General features: G+C 66.7%; 18 protein-coding genes. 2 read left to right on the top strand and 16 right to left on the bottom strand.

Features of this window, described 5'->3' with window-relative positions; all coding sequences use genetic code 11:
• Positions 1 to 3: 3 nt before the first annotated feature.
• The 4 genes from LPA35_RS24265 to LPA35_RS24250 are packed head-to-tail and all read right to left on the bottom strand — an operon-like array spanning position 4 to position 2271.
• Positions 4 to 327 (bottom strand): non-heme iron oxygenase ferredoxin subunit, encoded by a 324-nt coding sequence (locus tag LPA35_RS24265; protein ID WP_082564876.1) that lies wholly within the window; start codon positions 325 to 327, stop codon positions 4 to 6.
• A 9-nt stretch (positions 328 to 336) separates the two neighbouring features.
• Positions 337 to 810, bottom strand: a complete 474-nt coding sequence (locus LPA35_RS24260; RefSeq protein WP_228899597.1) for an aromatic-ring-hydroxylating dioxygenase subunit beta — start codon at positions 808 to 810, stop codon at positions 337 to 339.
• Positions 811 to 812: 2 nt separating this feature from the next.
• Complete coding sequence (locus LPA35_RS24255) at positions 813 to 2138, bottom strand: aromatic ring-hydroxylating dioxygenase subunit alpha (protein ID WP_228899596.1); 1326 nt, start codon at positions 2136 to 2138, stop codon at positions 813 to 815.
• Positions 2131 to 2271 carry a hypothetical protein gene (locus tag LPA35_RS24250; RefSeq protein ID WP_228899591.1) on the bottom strand — a complete coding sequence of 47 codons (141 nt, stop codon included), beginning with the start codon at positions 2269 to 2271 and terminating at the stop codon, positions 2131 to 2133. Before LPA35_RS24250 ends, LPA35_RS24255 begins: the two co-directional genes overlap by 8 nt.
• A gap of 754 nt (positions 2272 to 3025) precedes the next feature.
• On the opposite strand from LPA35_RS24250, the gene LPA35_RS24245 reads away from it, so the two are divergent.
• Both LPA35_RS24245 and LPA35_RS24240 read left to right on the top strand, forming a co-directional pair.
• Positions 3026 to 5149, top strand: a complete 2124-nt coding sequence (locus tag LPA35_RS24245; protein WP_228899590.1) for a hypothetical protein — start codon at positions 3026 to 3028, stop codon at positions 5147 to 5149.
• Entirely contained in the window at positions 5146 to 5337 is a 192-nt protein-coding gene (locus LPA35_RS24240) for a hypothetical protein (RefSeq protein ID WP_228899588.1), read from the top strand. The genes LPA35_RS24245 and LPA35_RS24240 overlap by 4 nt, the downstream gene beginning before the upstream one ends.
• A gap of 328 nt (positions 5338 to 5665) precedes the next feature.
• On the opposite strand, the gene LPA35_RS24235 is transcribed toward LPA35_RS24240, so the two are convergent.
• From LPA35_RS24235 to LPA35_RS24180, 12 genes are all read right to left on the bottom strand, one after another.
• Complete coding sequence (locus LPA35_RS24235) at positions 5666 to 6064, bottom strand: hypothetical protein (RefSeq protein WP_228899586.1); 399 nt, start codon at positions 6062 to 6064, stop codon at positions 5666 to 5668.
• A gap of 72 nt (positions 6065 to 6136) precedes the next feature.
• Positions 6137 to 9256, bottom strand: coding sequence for an efflux RND transporter permease subunit (locus tag LPA35_RS24230; RefSeq protein ID WP_228899578.1), 3120 nt, complete (start codon positions 9254 to 9256; stop codon positions 6137 to 6139).
• A 9-nt stretch (positions 9257 to 9265) separates the two neighbouring features.
• Positions 9266 to 10387, bottom strand: a complete 1122-nt coding sequence (locus LPA35_RS24225) for an efflux RND transporter periplasmic adaptor subunit (protein ID WP_228899573.1) — start codon at positions 10385 to 10387, stop codon at positions 9266 to 9268.
• Positions 10384 to 10956 carry a hypothetical protein gene (locus tag LPA35_RS24220; protein WP_228899571.1) on the bottom strand — a complete coding sequence of 191 codons (573 nt, stop codon included), beginning with the start codon at positions 10954 to 10956 and terminating at the stop codon, positions 10384 to 10386. Before LPA35_RS24220 ends, LPA35_RS24225 begins: the two co-directional genes overlap by 4 nt.
• Before the next feature lie 36 nt (positions 10957 to 10992).
• Positions 10993 to 12270: a TolC family protein gene (locus tag LPA35_RS24215; RefSeq protein ID WP_228899569.1), complete on the bottom strand. Its 1278-nt coding sequence runs from the start codon at positions 12268 to 12270 to the stop codon at positions 10993 to 10995.
• Between the two features lie 178 nt (positions 12271 to 12448).
• Positions 12449 to 12805 (bottom strand): hypothetical protein, encoded by a 357-nt coding sequence (locus tag LPA35_RS24210; protein ID WP_228899564.1) that lies wholly within the window; start codon positions 12803 to 12805, stop codon positions 12449 to 12451.
• 170 nt (positions 12806 to 12975) lie between these two features.
• A complete protein-coding gene (locus LPA35_RS24205; RefSeq protein ID WP_228899561.1) occupies positions 12976 to 13809 on the bottom strand; it encodes a heme ABC transporter ATP-binding protein in 834 nt (277 codons plus the stop codon).
• Positions 13806 to 14888, bottom strand: a complete 1083-nt coding sequence (locus tag LPA35_RS24200) for an iron ABC transporter permease (protein ID WP_228899559.1) — start codon at positions 14886 to 14888, stop codon at positions 13806 to 13808. The genes LPA35_RS24205 and LPA35_RS24200 overlap by 4 nt, the downstream gene beginning before the upstream one ends.
• Complete coding sequence (locus tag LPA35_RS24195; RefSeq protein ID WP_228899558.1) at positions 14885 to 15787, bottom strand: hemin ABC transporter substrate-binding protein; 903 nt, start codon at positions 15785 to 15787, stop codon at positions 14885 to 14887. Before LPA35_RS24195 ends, LPA35_RS24200 begins: the two co-directional genes overlap by 4 nt.
• Positions 15777 to 16916 (bottom strand): hemin-degrading factor, encoded by a 1140-nt coding sequence (locus LPA35_RS24190; protein ID WP_228899548.1) that lies wholly within the window; start codon positions 16914 to 16916, stop codon positions 15777 to 15779. Before LPA35_RS24190 ends, LPA35_RS24195 begins: the two co-directional genes overlap by 11 nt.
• Positions 16913 to 17269 carry a hypothetical protein gene (locus tag LPA35_RS24185; protein WP_228899546.1) on the bottom strand — a complete coding sequence of 119 codons (357 nt, stop codon included), beginning with the start codon at positions 17267 to 17269 and terminating at the stop codon, positions 16913 to 16915. The genes LPA35_RS24190 and LPA35_RS24185 overlap by 4 nt, the downstream gene beginning before the upstream one ends.
• Before the next feature lie 41 nt (positions 17270 to 17310).
• Positions 17311 to 19518 carry a TonB-dependent hemoglobin/transferrin/lactoferrin family receptor gene (locus tag LPA35_RS24180; protein ID WP_228899730.1) on the bottom strand — a complete coding sequence of 736 codons (2208 nt, stop codon included), beginning with the start codon at positions 19516 to 19518 and terminating at the stop codon, positions 17311 to 17313.
• Between the last annotated feature and the right edge of the window lie 257 nt (positions 19519 to 19775).

Here is a 19775-nt window from a genome sequence, read left to right as displayed (position 1 = left end):
GGTTCAGTCCAGGGCCAGCCACACGCGGCCGCCCTCGATCTTCACGGGGTAGCTGCGCAGCGGCTCCGTCACTGGCGCACAGGTGGGCTGGCCTGATCGCACATCAAACTTGCCTTGGTGCAAAGGGCATTCGATCTCGTGCCCCTCCAGAAACCCATCGCACAGGCGCGCATGGCCGTGGGTGCAGATGTTGTCGGTGGCAAACACCTCGCCGCCCACGCCATACAGCGCAATGTCGCGCCCGGCCACGGCCAGGCCGATCACGTCATCCTGCGGCACATCATCCTGCGCGGCGGCGTCAATCCAGTTCGTCGTCATCGTCGTCATGGCAGCTCCTCAGATGGGGTAGATCAGCGAGTTGGGGATCATCTCGCTGTCGTAGACGACCAGGCGCGATGCGAACTTCAGGCCCTCGGGCGTGGGCACCACCTCATCCAGCGTGCGCCCCACGTTGAACACCGTCGATTCCTTCGACAGGCGCGTGCGCAGCACCGAATAGTTGGCCTCGCAGTGGATGCGGCCATCGGCATCCACCTTGTGCACCAGCGGCACACCAACCACATGGCGCTGGTAGTAGGGGTCGTGGAACAACGTCTCGCGAATGCCGTAGACGCGGTCTTTCAGCATGCCCTTGCTGTCAAACGCCAGTGTGGCCAGCGGGAACCCGCGCTCGTGGTTCTCGCGCGGCTGCAGCTTGTACACGCAGTGGTCGATGAAAAATTCAGGCCACGCCTCCCAGTCCGCCGCGTCGAGTGCGCGGGCGTAGCGGGCGTAGAGCTGGTTCAGTTCAAAGTAGGTCTGGAAGTCCATGGTCAAGCCTCCGCCTCCATCACCTTGCGCCAGTATTCGTACATGCCCCGGATCAGCGTCTCGGTCACCATGTGGTCTGTGTCGCCTACCTCACGCCCGCCCAGCTCGGCCAGCGTGCGGTGCGCGGGCTTGGTCTCAAAGCCCTCTTGCGACCACTCGATCACCTCGCCATCGTCGGCCGACACAAAGCCCGCCGGGCCGAACAAATTGGCCTGGCGCAGGCGGCGCTGCGTCATCTCCTCGCTGTCGTCCTCAAAGCCAAAGTGCGTCCACACAAAATCAAACGCCCCCTTGCCATCGGGCTGGATGTGGCGTGTGGACACGCTGTTGACCTGCTGCTGAAAGATCACGCTGGGAAACACGGTCATCATCACCGCCGTGGGCACCGATGCTGGCGCGCTGGGTACCGCTGCATCACCACTGCTGGCAACCGGGGGTGGCCCCGCCCACCAGTCCTCCTGCGCAATGTCCAAAAAGCGCGGGTCATTCAGCGACATGCTGGCCTTGAAGCTGGACACCTGCGTCACATCCGCCGCCTTGCCCGCCGCGCCGCGTGTGGACACCATGGCCGCATGGCGGTGCTGTGCGTCCATCAGCAACTGGGACTTGTTGTCGGCACGCCAGAGCCCAAAGGTGACGAACCAGGTGTGCAGCAGGCCGGGGTGGTACGGGTCTTTGATGTTCTCTTGCATCAGCTTCCAGTTGCCCGGAATGCGCTGGCGGTTGTAGCCCAGGATGGTGAGCTTGCGGCCATTGAACAGCCGGTCAAAGTAGCCCAGGATGGTGGGGCCCAAGAACTCCTCCAGCGGCTCCACGCTGTGGTCAAACGACGCAAACACCACGCCGCCACGGGTGGCCACCTTGAGCTTGGTCAGCCCATGCTCTGCCTGGTTGAAATCCGTAGGCATGCCGCCATTGACCTTGCCATCCTGCTTCACGCCACGCCGAAAGGGCACGCCCTGCAAGTCGCCCGACAGGGTGTAGTTCCACTGGTGATACGGGCAGGTCAGGCTCTCGCGGTTGCCATGCCGCTCGCGGCAAAACGCCATGCCACGGTGGGCGCAGACGTTCTCCACCACGTGGATAGAAGCGTCCTTGTCACGCACCAGCAGCACCGAACGCTCGCCAATCACCGTGCGCTTGAAATCCCCCGCGTTGGGAATCTCTGCCTCCAGGCCGACATAACACCAGTGCCCGTTGTAGAACAAACGGTCCAGCTCCTTGCGGTACAGCGCCTCATCGGTATAGGCCTGGAAGGGAATACGGCTGGTGCCTTCCGTCTCCCAGCGAATCTGCTGCGGGAACACGGTGACGGGGCATTCATGCATGGGCGTCTCCTTTGCTTTTTTCCATCGCGGGGTGATCAGTCAATTGATCCATCAATTCATCAGTCTTTTGGGCCGGTGCGGATGCACCCAGCGCCTGGGAACCGATCATTCGCTCTGCAGCAATATCAGTCAATGGAACGCTGGTGATGTTTCACATCACTAGTGTGAATATGACTTTGACGGCGGTGCGGGAGATTGCAGGGCCATGTGGCGGTACAAGGCGCGCGAGGCCGCGCCGCACGCAGGTTGCGTGAGCGGGACAAACGGGAGCGGGTACGGGGGCGGTCGGCCGAGAACCATCTACCGATGGGTCTGGGCCGGGCGGACAGCCTGCGTGGCAGGGAGGCCGTTGGAGACAATGCTCAGCCGATGGGTGGCTGGGCCAAGCGAGGGCATTTCAAATCAGCTCAGATCAGCAGGGGCTGCTTTGCAGCGATTGCGGTCGGTGGCTGGTGGGAGTCAAGTTCACGGTTCCTGTTCAAATGCGGTCGTTGGTAACCCTGACCTGTAGAAGGACGGACGACAGTGGATCGAAAGCGGGCCTTGGCAGCTCGGTGGAGAGGGCAAGATTCGACCAGCCAGGCTTAAGTCTTTGACTCACAAGGCCTCTCTAGCAAGCGGAGAGTGGCCGTCGTAGCACCTTTCAGTGATCATAGGCGCATCTTTGACGGATTCGCCTTCATGACGTATGACCACCAAGCCCCAAACCCCAAACCCCGAACCCCGAACCACTGCCGCCTGCCGCGACCGCAGATCCGGCCCGTAGTGCCACCGTACGCCGACCCATTATTGGCAGGGTGAGGTTGCGTCTCGCGAGGTTTCACTTCGAAACCGAGAGACGTCGGGCACAGTTGGTGGATCGACTGGCGCGAGGTAGCGGAGCGCTTGTGGCCGTTGCGGTTTTGGTTGCGCTTGCTGCAAGTTCGGGCCTTGCTTGGTGGGCGAACTGCGAAATCATCGGCTATTTCAAAGTCGACAAGCGTTGGGAAACTCTTTCGCAGCTCTTCATTTCAGCAGGTGGGGCGCTGATTGGATCGACGGCAATCGCCTTTTCGATCATCACCTTCGCAATGCAGGTGAATGTCGAACGCATGCCACACGCCTTATTCAATCGCCTGAGTGCCGATTGGCGCCTATTGGGATACGCGGTTACTTCGTTCGGAGCTGCATGTGGGGTCGCGCTCCTTTCGCTAGTCCCGGACGTGACCTGGTCGGCGGTGGTTCTGGTCGCTGGAGCCTGGCTCACGCTCGCGGTGTTTGGCCTTTACATGCTGGCCTATAGACGTGCGATCGCTCTTGTTAGCCCGATCCAGCAGCTGTCAAGGCTTGTCCAACGGATTCACAAGGCACTCGGCCGCTGGCGGACCCTCGCTGATGCTGCAACTAAAGCGATGCCTGATGACGGTAGCGACGATTCCGGCGTAGATCAGCGACGCCTTCTCTTTTTGAACGTCAACTCTTCCTGGACTCAAGAAGTCAAACAAGGAATCGAACACGCAATCGCTTACAGCCGCAGGTATGGGGAGCAAGGCGACTACGAGGTCGCCGAACAGGCACTCAATGCACTCGTATTCATCAACGCCCTCTATGTTCAGGCGAAAGGACGGACGTTTTTCTCGTATGCCTGGATGGTCGAGAACCCGCTGGTTGATGACTCAGTAATCACGCGCACCTTAGAGAGCCTGCGCCAGCGTGCGAAAACTGCCCTGACGGCGAGCGATGAGAGACAGATGGAGCTGACGCTTCGAGGGTTCGAGCAGCTCTTTCGTGTGTATGCACGCATCGAATACCAGAAGCAGAGTCAATCGCAAACCCATGCGATGCTCGCTACTCACTACCTGGTCGGCGCCGTCCAAGACGTCGTGAGGCAGGGCTTCCCGGATGTCTCCATGGAAGGCACTCGATTGCTCGGGCAGATCGGCATCGCACTGGCAGAAGAGTCGCCAACCCAAGCTACAACGGTAACGAACGCAGTTTCCTTGGTCGGGTGCATTGCTGCCCGCAGAGACTTAGTAGTCTCGATGACGGCAGCGAGACAGCTGGCGGCAATTGAGCTTGCTGTCCTGAAGGGGCGAGGAAACGATGTGGGGTTTGCGCTGCAGGAATGCCGAAGCTCCATTCGCACACTCGCCCTTGCAGTCCTCCAGACGCCTGACGAAGGTTTCGCCAGCGGCCACGGCGCCTGGTTGGCGCCTTACTTCGGAGCCACAGACAGTGGGTCTTTTGTTCACAGCTTCGTCAATCTGGCGAATGCGCTGGGTGACATAGAAGACGACACCCGGAGGGAGCGCATATGCGGTCACATCGCCGAATGGGCTGACAGGCAATCCGATTTCACGAGAAGCCTTTTCGAACCAGCTGTCACGAAGGGCTCTAGCCTCACATTCCACCTACTGCACTGGATCGAGATGATCCCCCAGGCATTGTTGCTGACGGCATCCCATGCAAGCGCACGGAGAAAGGCTGAACTTGAAAAGCACGCGCTTTGGCTGGTGTCGGTGCTTTCTTGGGCGCCGACTGACAAAAATGCAGCCCACCGCTTAGAGTCGAATAGCTTCGGAGACGTGTGTTTCCGGGTCGCACAGGGCGCTGCACGCTTCGACGCAACTGAAGTTTGCGAGCGTGCGCAGGCAATCATCATCCGTTGGGCGATGGAGGTCGGCCAGGAGGCAAACGGCTGGGGAAGTCTTGAGCGAGGAATGCTGGCGGCTGCTGCAATTCAGCTTTGGTGCGAATTGGGCGACTCCAGGGCGATGGCAGCGAAGGTCGAGACTGCCCGCCTGAAGGCGAAGAACTTGAATCCAGAGCAGATGTTTCGTGAAGCGGAGAACCTCAGAGAAGAAGCCGATAAGTATCGAGACGGCTATTCGCACTCATACGCCGAAAGAGCGCTTGCACGATCAGATCCAGCGCGGGTGAGAGAGATGTTGCATGCCATTGCCGACGTCCTAGACCCCACTCGTTGGCTTGGAACCCATTCGTCACCACCCCCATCGCCGGAGACGGCATGACCCCACAAGAATTTATTGCGCCGCTAGAGGGCATCTTGATACCAGGAGTCACGGCCGACTTTCTTCTCTGGGTCAAGCTCTCGAACAAAGTAAAAGTAATGCCCATCTGGCATGTCCGCTTTCGGCCAATCGCGATCGCTCGTCGCACCAGTTCCCCGATGTCGGGTATCGGCAAACGCAGACAGTGAGAAGGGCCAACCCGACCGACCGCTCTCAGCCTAAAACAGCCAGACACTCCGCCCAGGGAAATCTGCCTATTCCCGCCCACGGAAGCTCAGCACCTTGCGCCCAGCATCAACCACCTCACTACCAATTTGATAGCTATAAGCGCTTGATAGACAGGCGGTAGAGCCCGATTTTCTTCAAATTTCAGCATACCTCCCCACTGAAACCACGCGCGCACCCACCTCGCCCGCGCTCATGGCGCACTGCAACTAGGACAAGCCACACCGCCACGCCAGCAAAAGCCAGCGCGGCGGCGCGTCGAGCTCAACGCTTGCCCTCTTTGGCAGCGGCTTACTTCACCACAAACCGTACATTCGCCGCCTTCTTGCCCGGCAACGTCACTAGCGCCACCACCTTGGTGCCTGCTGCGACCTTGAAGATGCCTTTGGTTTCGAGTCTGCCCTCGCCGGCCGGTACAAGCACGGCCTCGGATTTCTCGGTGCCGTTGAGCAGGGTGAGCTTGGCGCTCACGCCCTCGGTCTTGGCAGGCTTGCCGTGGTCGCGCAGGTGCAGGGTGATGGTGTCGGGCTTGGCGACGAGTTCGTAGTCCATATCGTTAGCCTCGGCCACGATGCCGCCGTGTTGGGGCTTGTGGTCGTGGCCTGCGCCGTGGTCGCCAGCGGCATGGACGGCGGTGGTGGCCACAGCTGCGAGGGCCAGGGCGGCGAAGAGTTGGCGGGTGGTTTTCATGAGAGTCCTTTCAACGGGTGAATGAAAAAGCAAACGAACAAACAAAGAGAACAAATACAAAACAAGAAAAGCTCAGAACGCCTCGGCGTTCTTGTCGTCCAGCAGGCGTTCGGCGTCCTTGCGGCCAAACAGCCAGAACAGGGCGGGGGTGAGGAAGGTGTCGAGCAGCGTGGAGCTGATGAGGCCGCTGAAGATGACCACGGCCACCGGGTGCAGGATTTCGGTGCCGGGGCGCTCGGCCTCCAGCAGCAGCGGGGCCAGGGCAAAGGCGGTGACCAGGGCGGTCATCAGCACCGGGCTCAAGCGCTCCAGCGAGCCGCGCACGATCATGGCGGTGTCAAAGCGCTCGCCTTCCACGCGCATCAGGTTGAGGTAGTGGCTCACCTTCAAAATGCCGTTGCGCACCGAGATGCCCGCCAGCGTGATGAAGCCGATCAGCGCCGCCACCGACAGCGGCTGGCCCGACACCCACAGCCCCAGCACCGCGCCCACCAGCGCCAGCGGGATGTTGGCCATGATGAGTGCCGACAGCGTGGCCGAGCGGTAGCGCGTGTACAGCACCACAAACATCAGCACCAGCGAGACGGCGGCCAGCAGGCCCACCAGGCGGCTGGCTTCTTCCTGCGCCTGGAACTGGCCGCCCAGGGTGATGAAGTAGCCCTCGGGCAGGCGGGTTTCAGCCACGGCCTGGCGGATGTCAGCCACCACGTCGGACAGCGCCCTGCCCTGCGCGTTGGCCGAGAGCACGATGCGGCGCTTGCCATCGTCGCGGCTGATCTGGTTGGGGCCGTCGCCTTCTTCGATGGTGGCCAGGCGCGACAGGGGCACGGGGCCACGTGGCGTGTCGATCAGCACGCGCGCCAGGCCGTCGATGGAGCGTGCGCTGTCGGGCAGGCGCACCACCAGCGCAAAGCGGCGGCTGCCTTCCACCACCTGGGCCACTTTCTCGCCCTCTACCAGCGTCTGCAGCGCGGCCAGCACCTGGGGTGCGGGCACGCCCATTTGCGCGGCGGCGGCGTAGTCCACGCGCACGGTGATCTGCGGTGCCAGCACCTGCTTTTCCACCTCCAGGTCGGCCAGGCCGGGGATGCCCGCCAGCCGTGCGCGCAGGGCTTCCGCCTGGCCCCGCAGCGTGTCCAGGTCGTCGCCAAAGAGCTTGATGGCGATTTGCGAGCGCACGCCCGAGAGCATGTGGTCGATGCGGTGCGAGATGGGCTGGCCGATGGCGATGGCAGCGGGCAGATGCGCGAGACTACTGCGGATGTCGGCCTGCACCTCGGCCATGCTGCGCTTAAGCTCGGCCGCAGGCAGCAGGCCCACATCCAGCTCGCTCACGTGCACGCCTTCGGCATGCTCGTCCAGCTCGGCCCGGCCACTGCGCCGGCCCACGTGCGTGACCTCGGGCACCTGGCGCACCAGCACCTCGGCCTGGCGCGCCAGCGCGCTCGATTCGGCCAACGTGACGCCGGGGTTGAGCCGCATGCCGATAAGCAGCGTGCCTTCGTTGAACGGCGGCAGGAAGGTGGTGGGGAAAAACGGCACCGCCGCTGCCGACAGCGCCACCGCCACCGCGCTCACGGCCAGGGCCGTGCGCGGGCGCGCCAGCACGGCCGAGAGCCCGTTGCGGTAGCGCGCCTTGAGCCAGGCCACCACGCGCGTGTCGCCATGGTCGAGGTTCTTCATGCGCGGCAGCAGGTAGAAGGCCAGCACCGGCGTGACGGTGACCGACACCAGCAGCGATGCCAGCGTGGACACGATGAACGCAATGCCCAGCGGCACAAACAGCCGCCCCTCGATGCCCGGCAGCGCAAACAGCGGCAAGAACACCAGCACGATGATGGCCGTGGCGTAGAGGATGCCGGAGCGCACCTCCATGGACGCGAGCTTGACCACCTCGATGGGGTGCAGGCGGTGGTGGGGGTGCTTGGAGCGGTCCATCTTCAGGCGGCGCAGCACGTTTTCCACATCGACCACCGCGTCGTCCACCAGGCCGCCAATGGCAATGGCCAGGCCGCCCAGCGTCATGGTGTTGATCGACAGGCCGAAATACTTGAACACCAGCGCCGTGATGAAGATGGACACCGGGATGGCCGTGAGCGCAATCACCGTGGGCCGGAGCGTGCCGAGGAACACGAACAGGATTACCGCCACAAACACCGAGGCGCCCATGAGCTTGCCTTGCAGCGTGGTGACCGAGGCCTCGATGAAGCTTGCCTGGCGGAACGTGACGCGCGGTGCCTCCATGCCTGCGGGCAGCGAGTTCTTCAGGTCCACCAGCGCGGCCTCGATGCTGCGCGTGAGCCCGATGGTGTCGGCCGTGGGTTGCTTCTGGATGCCCAGGATGACGGCGCCCTGCCCTTCAAAGCCCGCGTCGCCGCGCTTGGTGGCGGCGGCAAAGGTGGCATCGGCCACCTGGCGCAGCAGCACGCTTTGGCCGTTTTTGGCGGTGAGGGCCAGGTTCTGCAGGTCTTCGAGCCGTGAGGTGCGGCCCAGGTGGCGGATGAGGTATTCGCGCCCGCCCAGCTCCAAGAACCCGCCCGAGGTATTGGCCGCAAAGCCCTTGAGCGCGCCCGTGAGCTGGTCGTGCGTGATGCCCAGCGCTGCCATGCGCTCCGTGTCGGGCAGCACCTGGAACTGGCGCACCTCGCCACCGATGGGGATCACCTGCGCCACGCCAGGGATGGCCATGAGGCGCGGGCGCAGCACCCAGTCGGCGTACTCGCGCACGGCCATGGGTGTGGTCTTGCCCGCGTCGATAGGGATGGCCACCTGCATGATCTCGCCCATGATGGAGCTGATGGGCCCCATGCGCGGCGTGATGCCGCTGGGCAGGCCTTCTTCCATGGACGACAGGCGTTCGGACACCATCTGGCGCGCGCGGTAGATGTCGGTGCTCCAGTCAAAGGTGACGTAAATGAACGACAGGCCCGCGCTGGAGGTGGAGCGCACGCTCTCCACACCGGGCAGGCCATTCATCGTGGTCTCCAGCGGGAAGGTGATGAGCTGCTCCACCTCTTCGGCGGCCATGCCGCCCGCCTCGGTCATGAGGGTGACGGTGGGTTTGTTGAGGTCAGGGAACACGTCCACCGGCGTGCGCGAGAGCGTGAAGGCGCCATAGGCCATGAGCACGGCGGCGGCGATGAGCACCAGCAGCCGGTTGACCAGGCTGTTTTCGAGAAGCCACTTGAACATCGTGACTCCTTAGCGGACCTGGTTGATGAGCGTGGCGCCCTGCGTGGCCACGCGGTCGCCGGGCTTCAGGCCCGAGGTCACGGCCACCGAGGTGCCATCGAGCGGCACCGCCGTGACCACCCGTGGCGCAAAGCGCTCGGGCGACTCCTTGACCCAGACGATGGTCTGGTTGGCCGGGTTGCGCAGCAGCGCTGCGGCGGGCACCTGCACGCCATCGACCTTGTCGGTGGACTGCACGAACACGCGCACCGGCTGGCCCAGGGCCAAGGTGCCAAGCGCAGACGAGTCGCCCGCAAACTGCAGCGGCTGCGCCTGATCACGCAGGCTGCGCGCTGCGCCCAGAAAGCGCAGTGGCACGCGCTGCCCGGCTACGGCCAGCGTGGCACCGGCCACGCTCTGGGCCTGTGCCGGGTCGTAGGCCAGGGCCTCGATGCGCAGGCGCGCAGGGTCGACCACCTCGAACACCAGTTCGCGCGCATCCACCACCTGCCCGGCCACGGCATTGGCCGAGGCGATCACGCCCGACACCGGGGCCACCAGCGGATCGCGTGTGGCCAGGCCCGCGCCCACGGCGCCCAGGCGCTGGGTGAGGCTCTGCAGCTCGCTCTCGGCCGCCTCGATGTCCTTGCGCGGCACGGTGTCTGCCAGCTCTGCCAAGCGCGCCACGCGCCGTCCAGCCAGGTCGCGGGCGGCGCGCAGCTCGGCCTGCTGGGCCAGTTGGTTGGAGCGCTCGATGGCGCCCGCCGTGGGCACCACATAGGCCAGCACCTCGCCCTTGCGCACCGCCTGGCCCACGCCCGGCAGGCCCTTGGGCCCGGCCTCCAGCCGCCCGGCCAGCACGGCCTGCACCTTGCCGCCTGCGTTGGGGTCCATCACCACGGTGCCTGCCAGTTCAAAGGCCTTGGCGTGCTGCCCGGTGGCTGCCACCAGAGTGCGCACGCCCAGTTGGCGCTGTGCGGGTTTGGGCAGAAACACGCTGCCATCGGGCTGGCGGCTGGGGCCGTTGCCGGTGGGCGCAGGCGGCGCGTCGCCATGGTCGTGGCCGGGGCCTGCCAGGGCTGGCAGGGGGGCGTTGAGCGCGGCGGCCATCAGCAAAGCCAGCAAGGAAGGCATGGGGTGGAAGCGCTTCATGCTGCACCTCCCACGCGCTGGGTGTTGCCAATGCGGGCAGCACGGCCCCGACGCAGTCCCCAAGCGGCAAACAGCGCCAACAGCACGGCGGCCACGGCGCCTGCGATCAGCGCGGTGCGGCGGGCCAGCCCTGCCGGTGCGGCATCGGTGTGGGCGGCGGGGTGCAGGTCGATCTCGCCTGCGAGCAGGTCGGTGTCAGTGCCTGCGGCCACGGTGGCGGTGACGGGGCTCACACCCTCGGCCAGCGGCGCGGCCAGGGTGGCCTGGAACTCGCCCTCGGCCACGCGGGTGACGGGCACGCTGGTGCCCGCAATGTCCAGCTCCAGCCGGGCGTCCTTCACGGGGCTGTTGTCGCCCGCGTGGTCCAGATAGAGCGCGATTTTTTGCCCGTCGAGCACGCCCACCAGTTCAAACAGGTCCGAGGTGGCGGCAAAGCGCGGCAGGGCTGTGCCCGCTGCGGCTGCGGGGGCTTCGCCATGGTCATGGCCATCACCGGCCAGCGCGGTCGGCGGTAGCAAGCCCAGCAGCAGGGCCAGGCCCAGTGTGGAGAAAGCGGAAGAGAGTGTCATGGTTGTCTTAAAAATTGGTCGGGATTCACAGGGAGTTCATTGCGGCAGCAGGCCCAGGGCCTGGCGCAGATGGGAGATGGCGGCGGCCGCATCGATGCGGGCGCGGGCCAGCTGGCGTTCAGCCTGGGCGGCCTCCAGCTCCACACGCAGGCGCGTGGGGCCATCGGCCTCGCCCAGGCGGAAAGCCTTGTCGACAAAGCCGCGCGTGCCCTGCGCCAGCGCCGCGTGCCGTGCCAGCGCATCGCGCTGGGCCTGCGTGGCCTTCACGCGGGCCATGGCGGCGGCAATGTCGGCGGCCAGGCGCCTCTGCTCCACGGCAGCACGCGCCTCGGCATCGATGGCATCGGCGCGTGCTGTAGCCTGTTTTGCCTGCGCACGGTCGCCCCCGCCCAGGAGTATGCGCAGGCCCACGGTGAATGTCTGCTGATAGCGGTCGCCCGCCTGCTCGCGGCCGCGCGTGGCGGCCACCGTCAGCTCGGGGTTGGCACGGGTTTGCACGGCGGCCAGGTCAGCGGCGCGGCGCGCCACCTCGGCCTGGTCCTGCCAGTCGGCCGTCGCAGGGTGCTGGGCAGCGGCTGCCGTGGCATCGGGCACGGGGGGCTCGGGCTCTGCCCCGTCCGCCAGCGCCATGGTGGGCGCGGCCTGCACACCCCAGGCGGCCAGTGCGGCCTGCGCTGCGTCCCGTGCGCCCTGGGCCTCGGCCATGGCGGCTTCGGCCTGGGCCACGGCGCCGTCGGCCTGCGCCTGGTCGGCACGCGACAGGTCGCCTGCACGCACGCGGCGCGCCACGTCGGCGGCCAGGCGCTGCGCGTTCAGCAGCCGGTCTTGCGCCAGGGCCCAGTCGGCCTGCGCGCGCAGCGCCGTCCACCAGGCTTCGCGCACAGTGGCGGCCAGTTGCAGCTGCGCGGCGCGCTGGCGGCTGTCCAGCGCCTGCACTTCGGCGTCGGCCAGCGCGGCCTTGCGGGCGCGCTCGCCCGGCAACCACAGCGGCAGGGCTAGGCCCACTTCGGCCTCGCGGCTGCCCTGGTTGCTGCCGGGGCGGTCGGTTTTGGTGGACAGCTCCAGCGCCACGGGCTCGGCCGTCCAGGCCGCTGCGGCGCTGCGCGTTGCCTGCGCGGCTTCGCGCCGCAAAGCTGCAGACTGCGCGTCTGGCTGGCGTTGCCAGGCCTGCTCGAACAGGGCCTGGAGCGTGAGCGGCGCTGTGCCGGGGGGTGCGGTCTGGGCCTGTGCGGCACTGCCCAGCAGTGCCCAGCCCAGTGCCATCACCGCCAGCGCGGCAATGGACGTGTGTTGTCGTTGTTTCGTTGGTTGCATCCGATTCCTCTGCAGTGGCCGGGGCCACAGGTTGAAATCGGCGAGGCGCGATGCACGGAGGGGACGTCAGAGGGGCACGCATGCCAACAGCAAGACGAGCACCGCTACTGCCTGGGAAGGCAGGTCTCCAACAGCATCAGGAAAAGAAACGGAGCCACCCAAGCCCCCGCCTCGCCGCTCAGGCGAGGACAGGCCAGTTGGGGCGTTCGGGCCGCGTAAGGGGTGCGGGTGGCCAGGCGGGTGCGGCCTGGCCCGGCGGGTGCGCCACGGCCACCACGATGGCCTGGGCGCTGGCACTGTGCGCCAGGCCGCCGCCTGTGCCGTGGCAGGCATGGCAGTCCATGTCGGCCAGGGTACTGGGGGAGCCCCCCGGGACCGAGTGGTCGGCCCCTTCGTCGCCATGGTGCTCGTGCACATGGTGGCCAAAGTGCGAAGCCTGCGGCGCTGACTCGTGCCCGCAATAGGGCGAGGCCGCCGCCCAGATGGACTGGAGCGGCATGAACACCAACAGAAAGACGAGCAGCAAGCGGCGCATGGGCAGCGGGATTCTAAGCAGGCCGCACCACCCGCCCCGCCAGATAGCCTGACGGGTTGAGGGGCCTACCTCCATGGGTTGCACAGGCACACCATGCAGACGCTTCATTTTTGATAGCAATCTTTGAGACCCATAGCGCGGCAGAGGCCACTTTTGTCATAAAACGCCATTCATTGCGCCGCCACCAGGTACTGCGGCACCCCGTCGGCCGCCAGCACTGGCGTGCTGTGCACGCCCCACACCTGCGCGATGGTGGCGGGGGTGAGCAGGTGGGCTGTGGCGTGCACGCTGCGCGGGCCCGCCAGGCCCGGGGCGAGCAGCAGGCTGTCGTGGGCGTAGCGCAGGGCCAGGTTCAGGTCGTGCAGCACCGCGACCACGCCCACGCCCTGCTCCACCGCCCAGCGGCGCACCAGGGCCAGCGTGTGGTGCTGGTGCGCCAGGTCGAGGGCGGCGGTGGGCTCGTCCAGCAGTAGCCAGCGGGTGGCGCCATCGGGCAGAGGCTCCCAGATCTGGGCCAGCGCGCGGGCCAGGTGGCTGCGGGCGCGTTCGCCGCCCGACAAGGTGTTGATGCTGCGCCCGGCCAGGTGGGCCACGCCGGTGGCCTGCATCGCCTCGTTCACGATGCGCGCCTCTTGGCGGCTGGGCTGCTGGCGGTGGGGAAAGCGCCCCATCTCCACCACTTCCTGCACCGTGAAGTCGAAGGCCACGGCCGTGTCCTGCGGCAGCACGGCGCGCTGGCGGGCCAGGCCCTGGGCGCCTTTGCCAGACACCGGCTGCCCGCCCATCCACACATGGCCCGAGCGCGGCGCGCGCTGGCCCGAAAGCATGGCCAGCAGCGTGGACTTGCCCGCGCCGTTGGGCCCCAGGATGGCCGTGACGCGCCCGGGCACCAACTGCGTATGCACGGTGGCCAGCAAGGGCCTGCCGGACACGCCCACACCCAGCTGGTCGCACACCAGCAGATCGGCGGTGGTGGTGACCGGAGATGCGACGGCGGCATTCATACCTTGCTCCGAAACTGGCGCAGCATGGCCAGAAACAGCGGCACGCCAATGAAAGCCGTGAGCACGCCCAGCGGCAGCTCGGCAGGCTGCACGATGGTGCGCGCCACGCCGTCGGCCGCCAGCACAAGCGCAGCGCCCAGCAGGGCCGAGCCCGGCAGCACCACGCGGTGGTCTGGCCCCGCCACCAGGCGCACCCAGTGCGGTGCCACCAGGCCGATGAAACTGATGATGCCGGTGGCAGCCGTGACGGCGCCCACGGCCAGCGCGGTGACCAGCACGGCCAGGCGCTTGGTGCGCTCCACCGGCACGCCCAGCAGCGCGGCCTGCGCCTCGCCCAGGGCAATCGCGTTGAGCGGGCGCGCCAGCACCAGGCCCAGGCCGCAGGCCACTGCCACGATGGCGCCCACCAGCGCCACGGCGCTCCAGCGCGCACCGCCCAGGCTGCCCAGCAGCCACATTTGTAGGTTGCGCAGCTGCTCGTCGGTGGAGATGAAGTTGAGGTAGCCCAGCCCCGCCAGCGCCAGCGCATTGACCGCCACGCCCGCCAACAGCATCAGCCCCATGCGCGTGCCGCCATCGGCCTGCGCCAGTGCATAGATCAGCGCCGTGACCAGCAAGCCGCCACCAAAGGCCATGCCCACCAGTGTCCAGCTGCCCAGCGTGCGCGGCAGGTCGGGCAGCCAGTGGCTGCCCAGCACGATGGTGATGGCCGCCGCCAGCGCGGCGCCGCTGCTCACGCCCACCAGCCCAGGGTCGGCCAGCGGGTTGCGAAACAGCCCCTGCATCAGCGCACCGGCCAGCCCCAGGCCGGCGCCAGCGGCCACGCCCATCAACAGGCGCGGCAGTCGGATGTTGATGAACACCAGGTATTCGGGTGCCTGCTCGGCAGAAGGCGCTGCGCCCAGGGCCTGCAGCAGCACCTGCCACAGCTGGGCGGGTGCAATGGCGTACGCGCCCCGCGTGCTGGCCCAGACCAAGGCCAGCACGACCAGCACTGCCCCTAGACCTATCGCCGTGCGGGGAGACAGACGCCCGGGCCTCCAGCGCGCACCCGACTGCGCCACGGCCACGCTGCTCACGCGGTGATCGCCTGGGTGCGGGTGTGCAGCTCACGCACGGCAGCAGGCAGGCGCGGGCCAAAGCCCAGCAAGTGGCTGGCCTCCATGGCCACCAGGGCCTTGCGGCGGTAAGCGGGCGTGAGTGCCAGCTCAGGCCGCTGCCAGAAAGCGGCCTCCCCACCCAGCGCCTCGATGCCCTGCGTGCTGTTGAGCAGCACATCGGGGGCGGCGCTGGCCATGGCCTCGGCTGTGAGCGGCCGGTAGCCCGCGAACTGGGTGATGGCATTGGTGGCGCCTGCAAAGCGGATCAGCGCATCGGCCGCCGTGCCCGTGCCCGCCACCATGGGGCTGCCGCCGTGCGACAGGATGAAGATGGCGCGCGGGCGCCGCGTGGCGGCTGCCACCTGCTTTTGCACCGCCGTCCACTGCGCATCCAGGTCCGCCTGCAGGGCCTGGGCCTCGCGCTCGCGGCCCGCCACGCGGCCCACGGTGGCAACCTTGCGGCGCACTTCGTCCCAGGTGTGGTCGGCCTGCACCAGCTCCACGCGCACACCGGCGCTGCGCACCTGGTCCAGCACCACGGGCGGCCCGGCCTCGGTGGTGCCCACCACAGCGTCGGGCTTGAGGGAAAGCAGACCCTCGGCCGAGAGCTGGCGCATGTAGCCGACCTTGGCGGTCTTGAGCGCGGCCTCGGGGAACAGGCTGGTGGTGTCAGTACCCACCAGTTGGCCCTGGGCGCCCAGCAGGTAGACCACCTCGGTCAGCGCGCCGCCCAGCGAGACGATGCGCGCAGGGCGGGCCGCCCAGGCGGCCCCTGGCCCCAACGCAGACAACCAAGGCAACGCCACCACACCGCGCAGCAGCCGCCGACGCGCGCCACCTGGCCCCCGGCTTTGCACGGCCATCGGATCACGCAGCATGGGCCAGCTCCTGCACGCCAGGCAAGCGTGCCACCAGGTCGCGCCAGCCCTGCAGTTCGGGCTTGCCGGGTTTGCGTGCACCGAAGAACATGACCATCAGCTCGCCCGTGTGGTCGAACGCCTCGACCGAGGTGACAACACCATCGGCCGTGGGCTTTTCCACCACCCACACGCTGGCAATCATGTCGGTGCGCAGGTGCAGGTTGAAGCCCGCGTCCAGCACGTTGATCCACTGCGCACGCGGCGTATCGAGCGGCTGGATATTGCGCACCGGCCCGGTGTGGATCTGGATGCAGCCGCCGCTGCCCACAAACACCATGATGGGCAGGCCGTCCACCGCGGCCTCGTCCAGCAGGCGCGCCACAGCCTGCGGTGCGGCGCGCCAGGCAAACTGGCCTTCGACCAGACGAAAGCTCTGCTGGCGCTCCACGCCGAATTTCTTGGTCAGGCCGAAGAACTCGTGGGTGTCCTGCATGGCAGCCCAGGCCTCGCGCAGGCCCTGGGCGTCGATGTCGGCGTCGGGCAGCACAGCCGCTGGCGCGGGCTCCGGACCAAACACGTAACCGGCGCTGGGTTGCACGAAGCGGCTCACCACTGCGTCGAACGCAGCCAGGTCGGTGGCATCGCGCGTGAATATCTTGTGCACAGCACGGCCATGCGCGTTGTAGAACTGCAGGCTGCGCGATGGCGGCTTGGTGGGGTCCTGGGCGGCGTCATGCGCCAGCTCCGTCACCGCAAAACCCGCATGCCACTGCGCAAAGAACAGGCGCAGGTCGATGTCTTCGCCCAGTGCGATCCCCACCGGCCCGGTGGCCGACACGTGCGTATACACGCCGGTCTTCTCGTGCACCGTGCTCTCGTTGCGCGTGAGCGCCATCAGCGGGCCGCAGGCTTCGAGCGACTGCAGCAGTTCCAGCCACGAGCCCTGCAGAGGCACGGCCTTGAGCGGGTGGCCATGCTCGCCCGCATGGGCGGCCACGGCGGCGCCTTCCGACAGCCCCAGGCTCTCGGCGGCGTCCTTGGCACGCTTGCCCGCTGCGCGGGCTGCGGCGAACCGCTCACGGATATCGGGGGCGGCCTGCGGCGGATGGGCCGGAGCGCTTGGGGGGTTCGTTGCAGCGGCATTCATTGCACGGCCTCCGGTGCGGTGTGCCACAGCACACGGCGTTGTTCGGCAGCCACCATCGCGGCGCTGGCGGCCACGTCCTGGCGCGCCTTGCATTGCTGGTCCCAGCGGCCTTGCAGGCTCCAGACCACGGTGCGAAAGTGCGGCGTGAAGCCCTGGGCGTCGGCCAGCATCTGCAGGTTGGCCGCGATCTTGCTGCCCATGGCGTCGCGGTGGCTGTCGCAGCAGGCTTGCACATAGCCCGTCATCAGCGCCAGGGTGCCCGCCAGCAGTGCCTCGGCGCAGGGCAGGCTGTATTCCTCATCGCAGTGGGCGCCGGATGTGGGCAAATCGGGCATGTCAGGTGCATGGCTCATGGTCTGTCTCCTTGATGGGGTTCATCGGGATGGGCTGTGCCTTAAAAGTCCGCCACCAGCGAAACGCGCACTGCGCGGCCAGGTTGGCTGTAGGCGTCGATGAAGCTGGCGTTCGCGGCCAGGCCGCGCACGTCGGCCCAGCGCCAGTGCTTCTTGTCGGTGAGGTTGTAGATGCCCGCGTTCAGGCGCAAGTCCTTGCGAATGCGCCACTGGGCGGCCAGGTCCAGCACCGTGTACGACGGCGTGAGGAACTGCGTGCTGCCTGTAGCCACGCTCACGTCGCTGGCCTTCTTGGCGGCGGCATGGGTCATGTCCAGCCGGGCCATCCAGCCGCCGCTGTCGTAGCGCAGGCCCGCCGTCAGGCGCGATGGGTCCACGGTGTTCACCGGCTTGCCGGTAGTGGTGTCGCGGCCACGCGTCTGGCCGTAGGCAAACGGACTGCTCCACTGCCCGCCCGCCCACTGGCCCCAGCGCATGTCGCCCTTGACCTCGAAGCCGCTCAGCTTGACGCGGCCGATGTTGACTGACTGGAACACCAGCGGGTTGCCCGGTGCGCCCGTGCCGCTGACCTGGCGCAGGTCTTCGATGAAGTCCTTGTAGCGGCCAGTGAACGCGGCAGCCTCGATGGACAGGCGCTCCAGGCGCCCGCGCACGCCCAGCTCAAAGTTCTGGCTCTTCTCCGGCTTGAGGTTGGCGTTGGGCACCGTGCGGTAGTTGCCCACCGGGTTCTCGAAAAAGGCGTTGACCTGCCCCGCATTGGGCGCACGGAAGCCCGCCGCGTAGTTGCCAAACACGCTCCACTGCTCGCTGGCACGGTACAGCACGCCGAACTTGGGCGAGGTGGCATTGCCCGACAGCGACACCGCCTGCGCGCCAAAGCCCGCCTGGTCGGCCTTGATGCGGAAGGTGTCGAAGCGCACGCCGGGGGTGATGCTCCAGGGCCCGCTCACGAACTCGTCCTGCACATACAGGGCCGTGCTGGTCTCGGTGGTGTCGGGGAATCGCTTGAGCGGGAAGGTCTCGCCCGTGGGCGGCGTCACGCCGGTCTGCAGGTTCTCGACCTTGGCCGCCGTGTAGTCCAGGCCGTAGGTGATCTTCTGCACCCATGGCCCGCCATTGCGCAGCACCTTGCTGCCTTGCAGGTTGGCCTGCCAGGTGCGCTCGTCATAGGTCACGTCGCGCACGCGGTCGGCGGCGGTGTTGCGGTCTTCGGTGATGTACTCGCGCGAATGGGCGTCCTGCCAGCTCAGCGTGGCCTTCACATCGTCGGCAAACGCGGTGTTCACGCGCCAGTTGCCTTCCCACGTCGCGCGGCTGCGCTGCATGTCGGTGAACGAGGTGGAGCCCAGCACCGAGGTGGCAGCCAGCGGCGGCTTGGAGCGTGCGGTGAGCAGTTCGTAGTCGGACGTCTTGTCCACATGCTCCAGCGTGAACACATGGCGCTGGCCGCCGCCGGGCGTCAGCACCACCTTGCCCAGCAAAGCGCCGCTTCTGTCCTTTTGCGGATTGGGCTTGGTGCGGTCGGCATTGGCCGCATCGTTGGTGCCCATGTTGTCCAGCTCGCTGGCGCGGGTGACGTTGCCGCCCAGCAACCACTGCACCGTGTCGCCCGCCTTGCCTGCCACCGTGGCGCCCACGCGCTTGCCGTGCTCGTCGCCGTCATAGCCCAGGCTCACCCGGCCGCCGATGCGCTTGTCGCCATCGAGAAACGCCGAGGGGTCTGCCGTGATGAAGTTGACCAGGCCCGCCATGCCATCGGAGCCATACAGCGCCGAGGTGGCGCCGCGCACCACCTCAATGCGCTGCAGCAGCCCGATGTCCAGGTAGTCGCGCCCGAAGGCATTGGCGCTGAAGACATAGCTGCGCGGCAGGCGAATGCCATCCACCATCATCAACACGCGGTTGCCGTCCAGCCCCCGGATGTTGAAGCCCGCGTTCTGCTCGCGCCCGGTGGAGCCACTGGCCAGCGAGAAGCGTGCGGGCGACCGCGTGACCGACACGTTGGGCAACTCGCGCGCCACGTCGCGGATGTCGCGCACCTGGCCTTCCTCGATGGCCTGCGCATTGATCACGTCGATGCTCATGGGCAGCTCGTCACGGTCCTGCTCGCTGCGCGAGCCGCTGATGACCACTTCTTTGAGCTGCGGCGCTGCAGCCACCAACTGGGCCGCATCTTGCGCATGCGCGTTGCCGATGGCGGCGCACGCACAGGCCACCAGCCATGCAAGCGGCAGCAGACGGCCTTGCAACCATTGATCGGAGGGGCGCGCCTGTGCGCACCGGGAAGAAAACGGAGGGGAACGGAATGCCTGCGCCACGGAGGGGAGTCCTTCTCTGAAACGACAACGAATACAGAGCTGGCTCCATGCAGACGGCCTTGGCTTCTGCGCGCAGAAGATCGGGCGGTTGTGGCTGGCTGATGGGATGAAATTATATGAGAATAATTCTCAATAGCAACAATTTAAAACCCTTCTTGATGGTGCTTTACAGGCCCAAGCACAGCCGC

Source organism: Acidovorax sp. Leaf73 (assembly GCF_916855635.1).
Classification (GTDB): Bacteria; Pseudomonadota; Gammaproteobacteria; order Burkholderiales; family Burkholderiaceae_C; genus Acidovorax; species Acidovorax facilis.
Note: the sequence above shows the minus strand (reverse complement) of the source record. Positions and strands in the feature narration are given on the sequence as shown.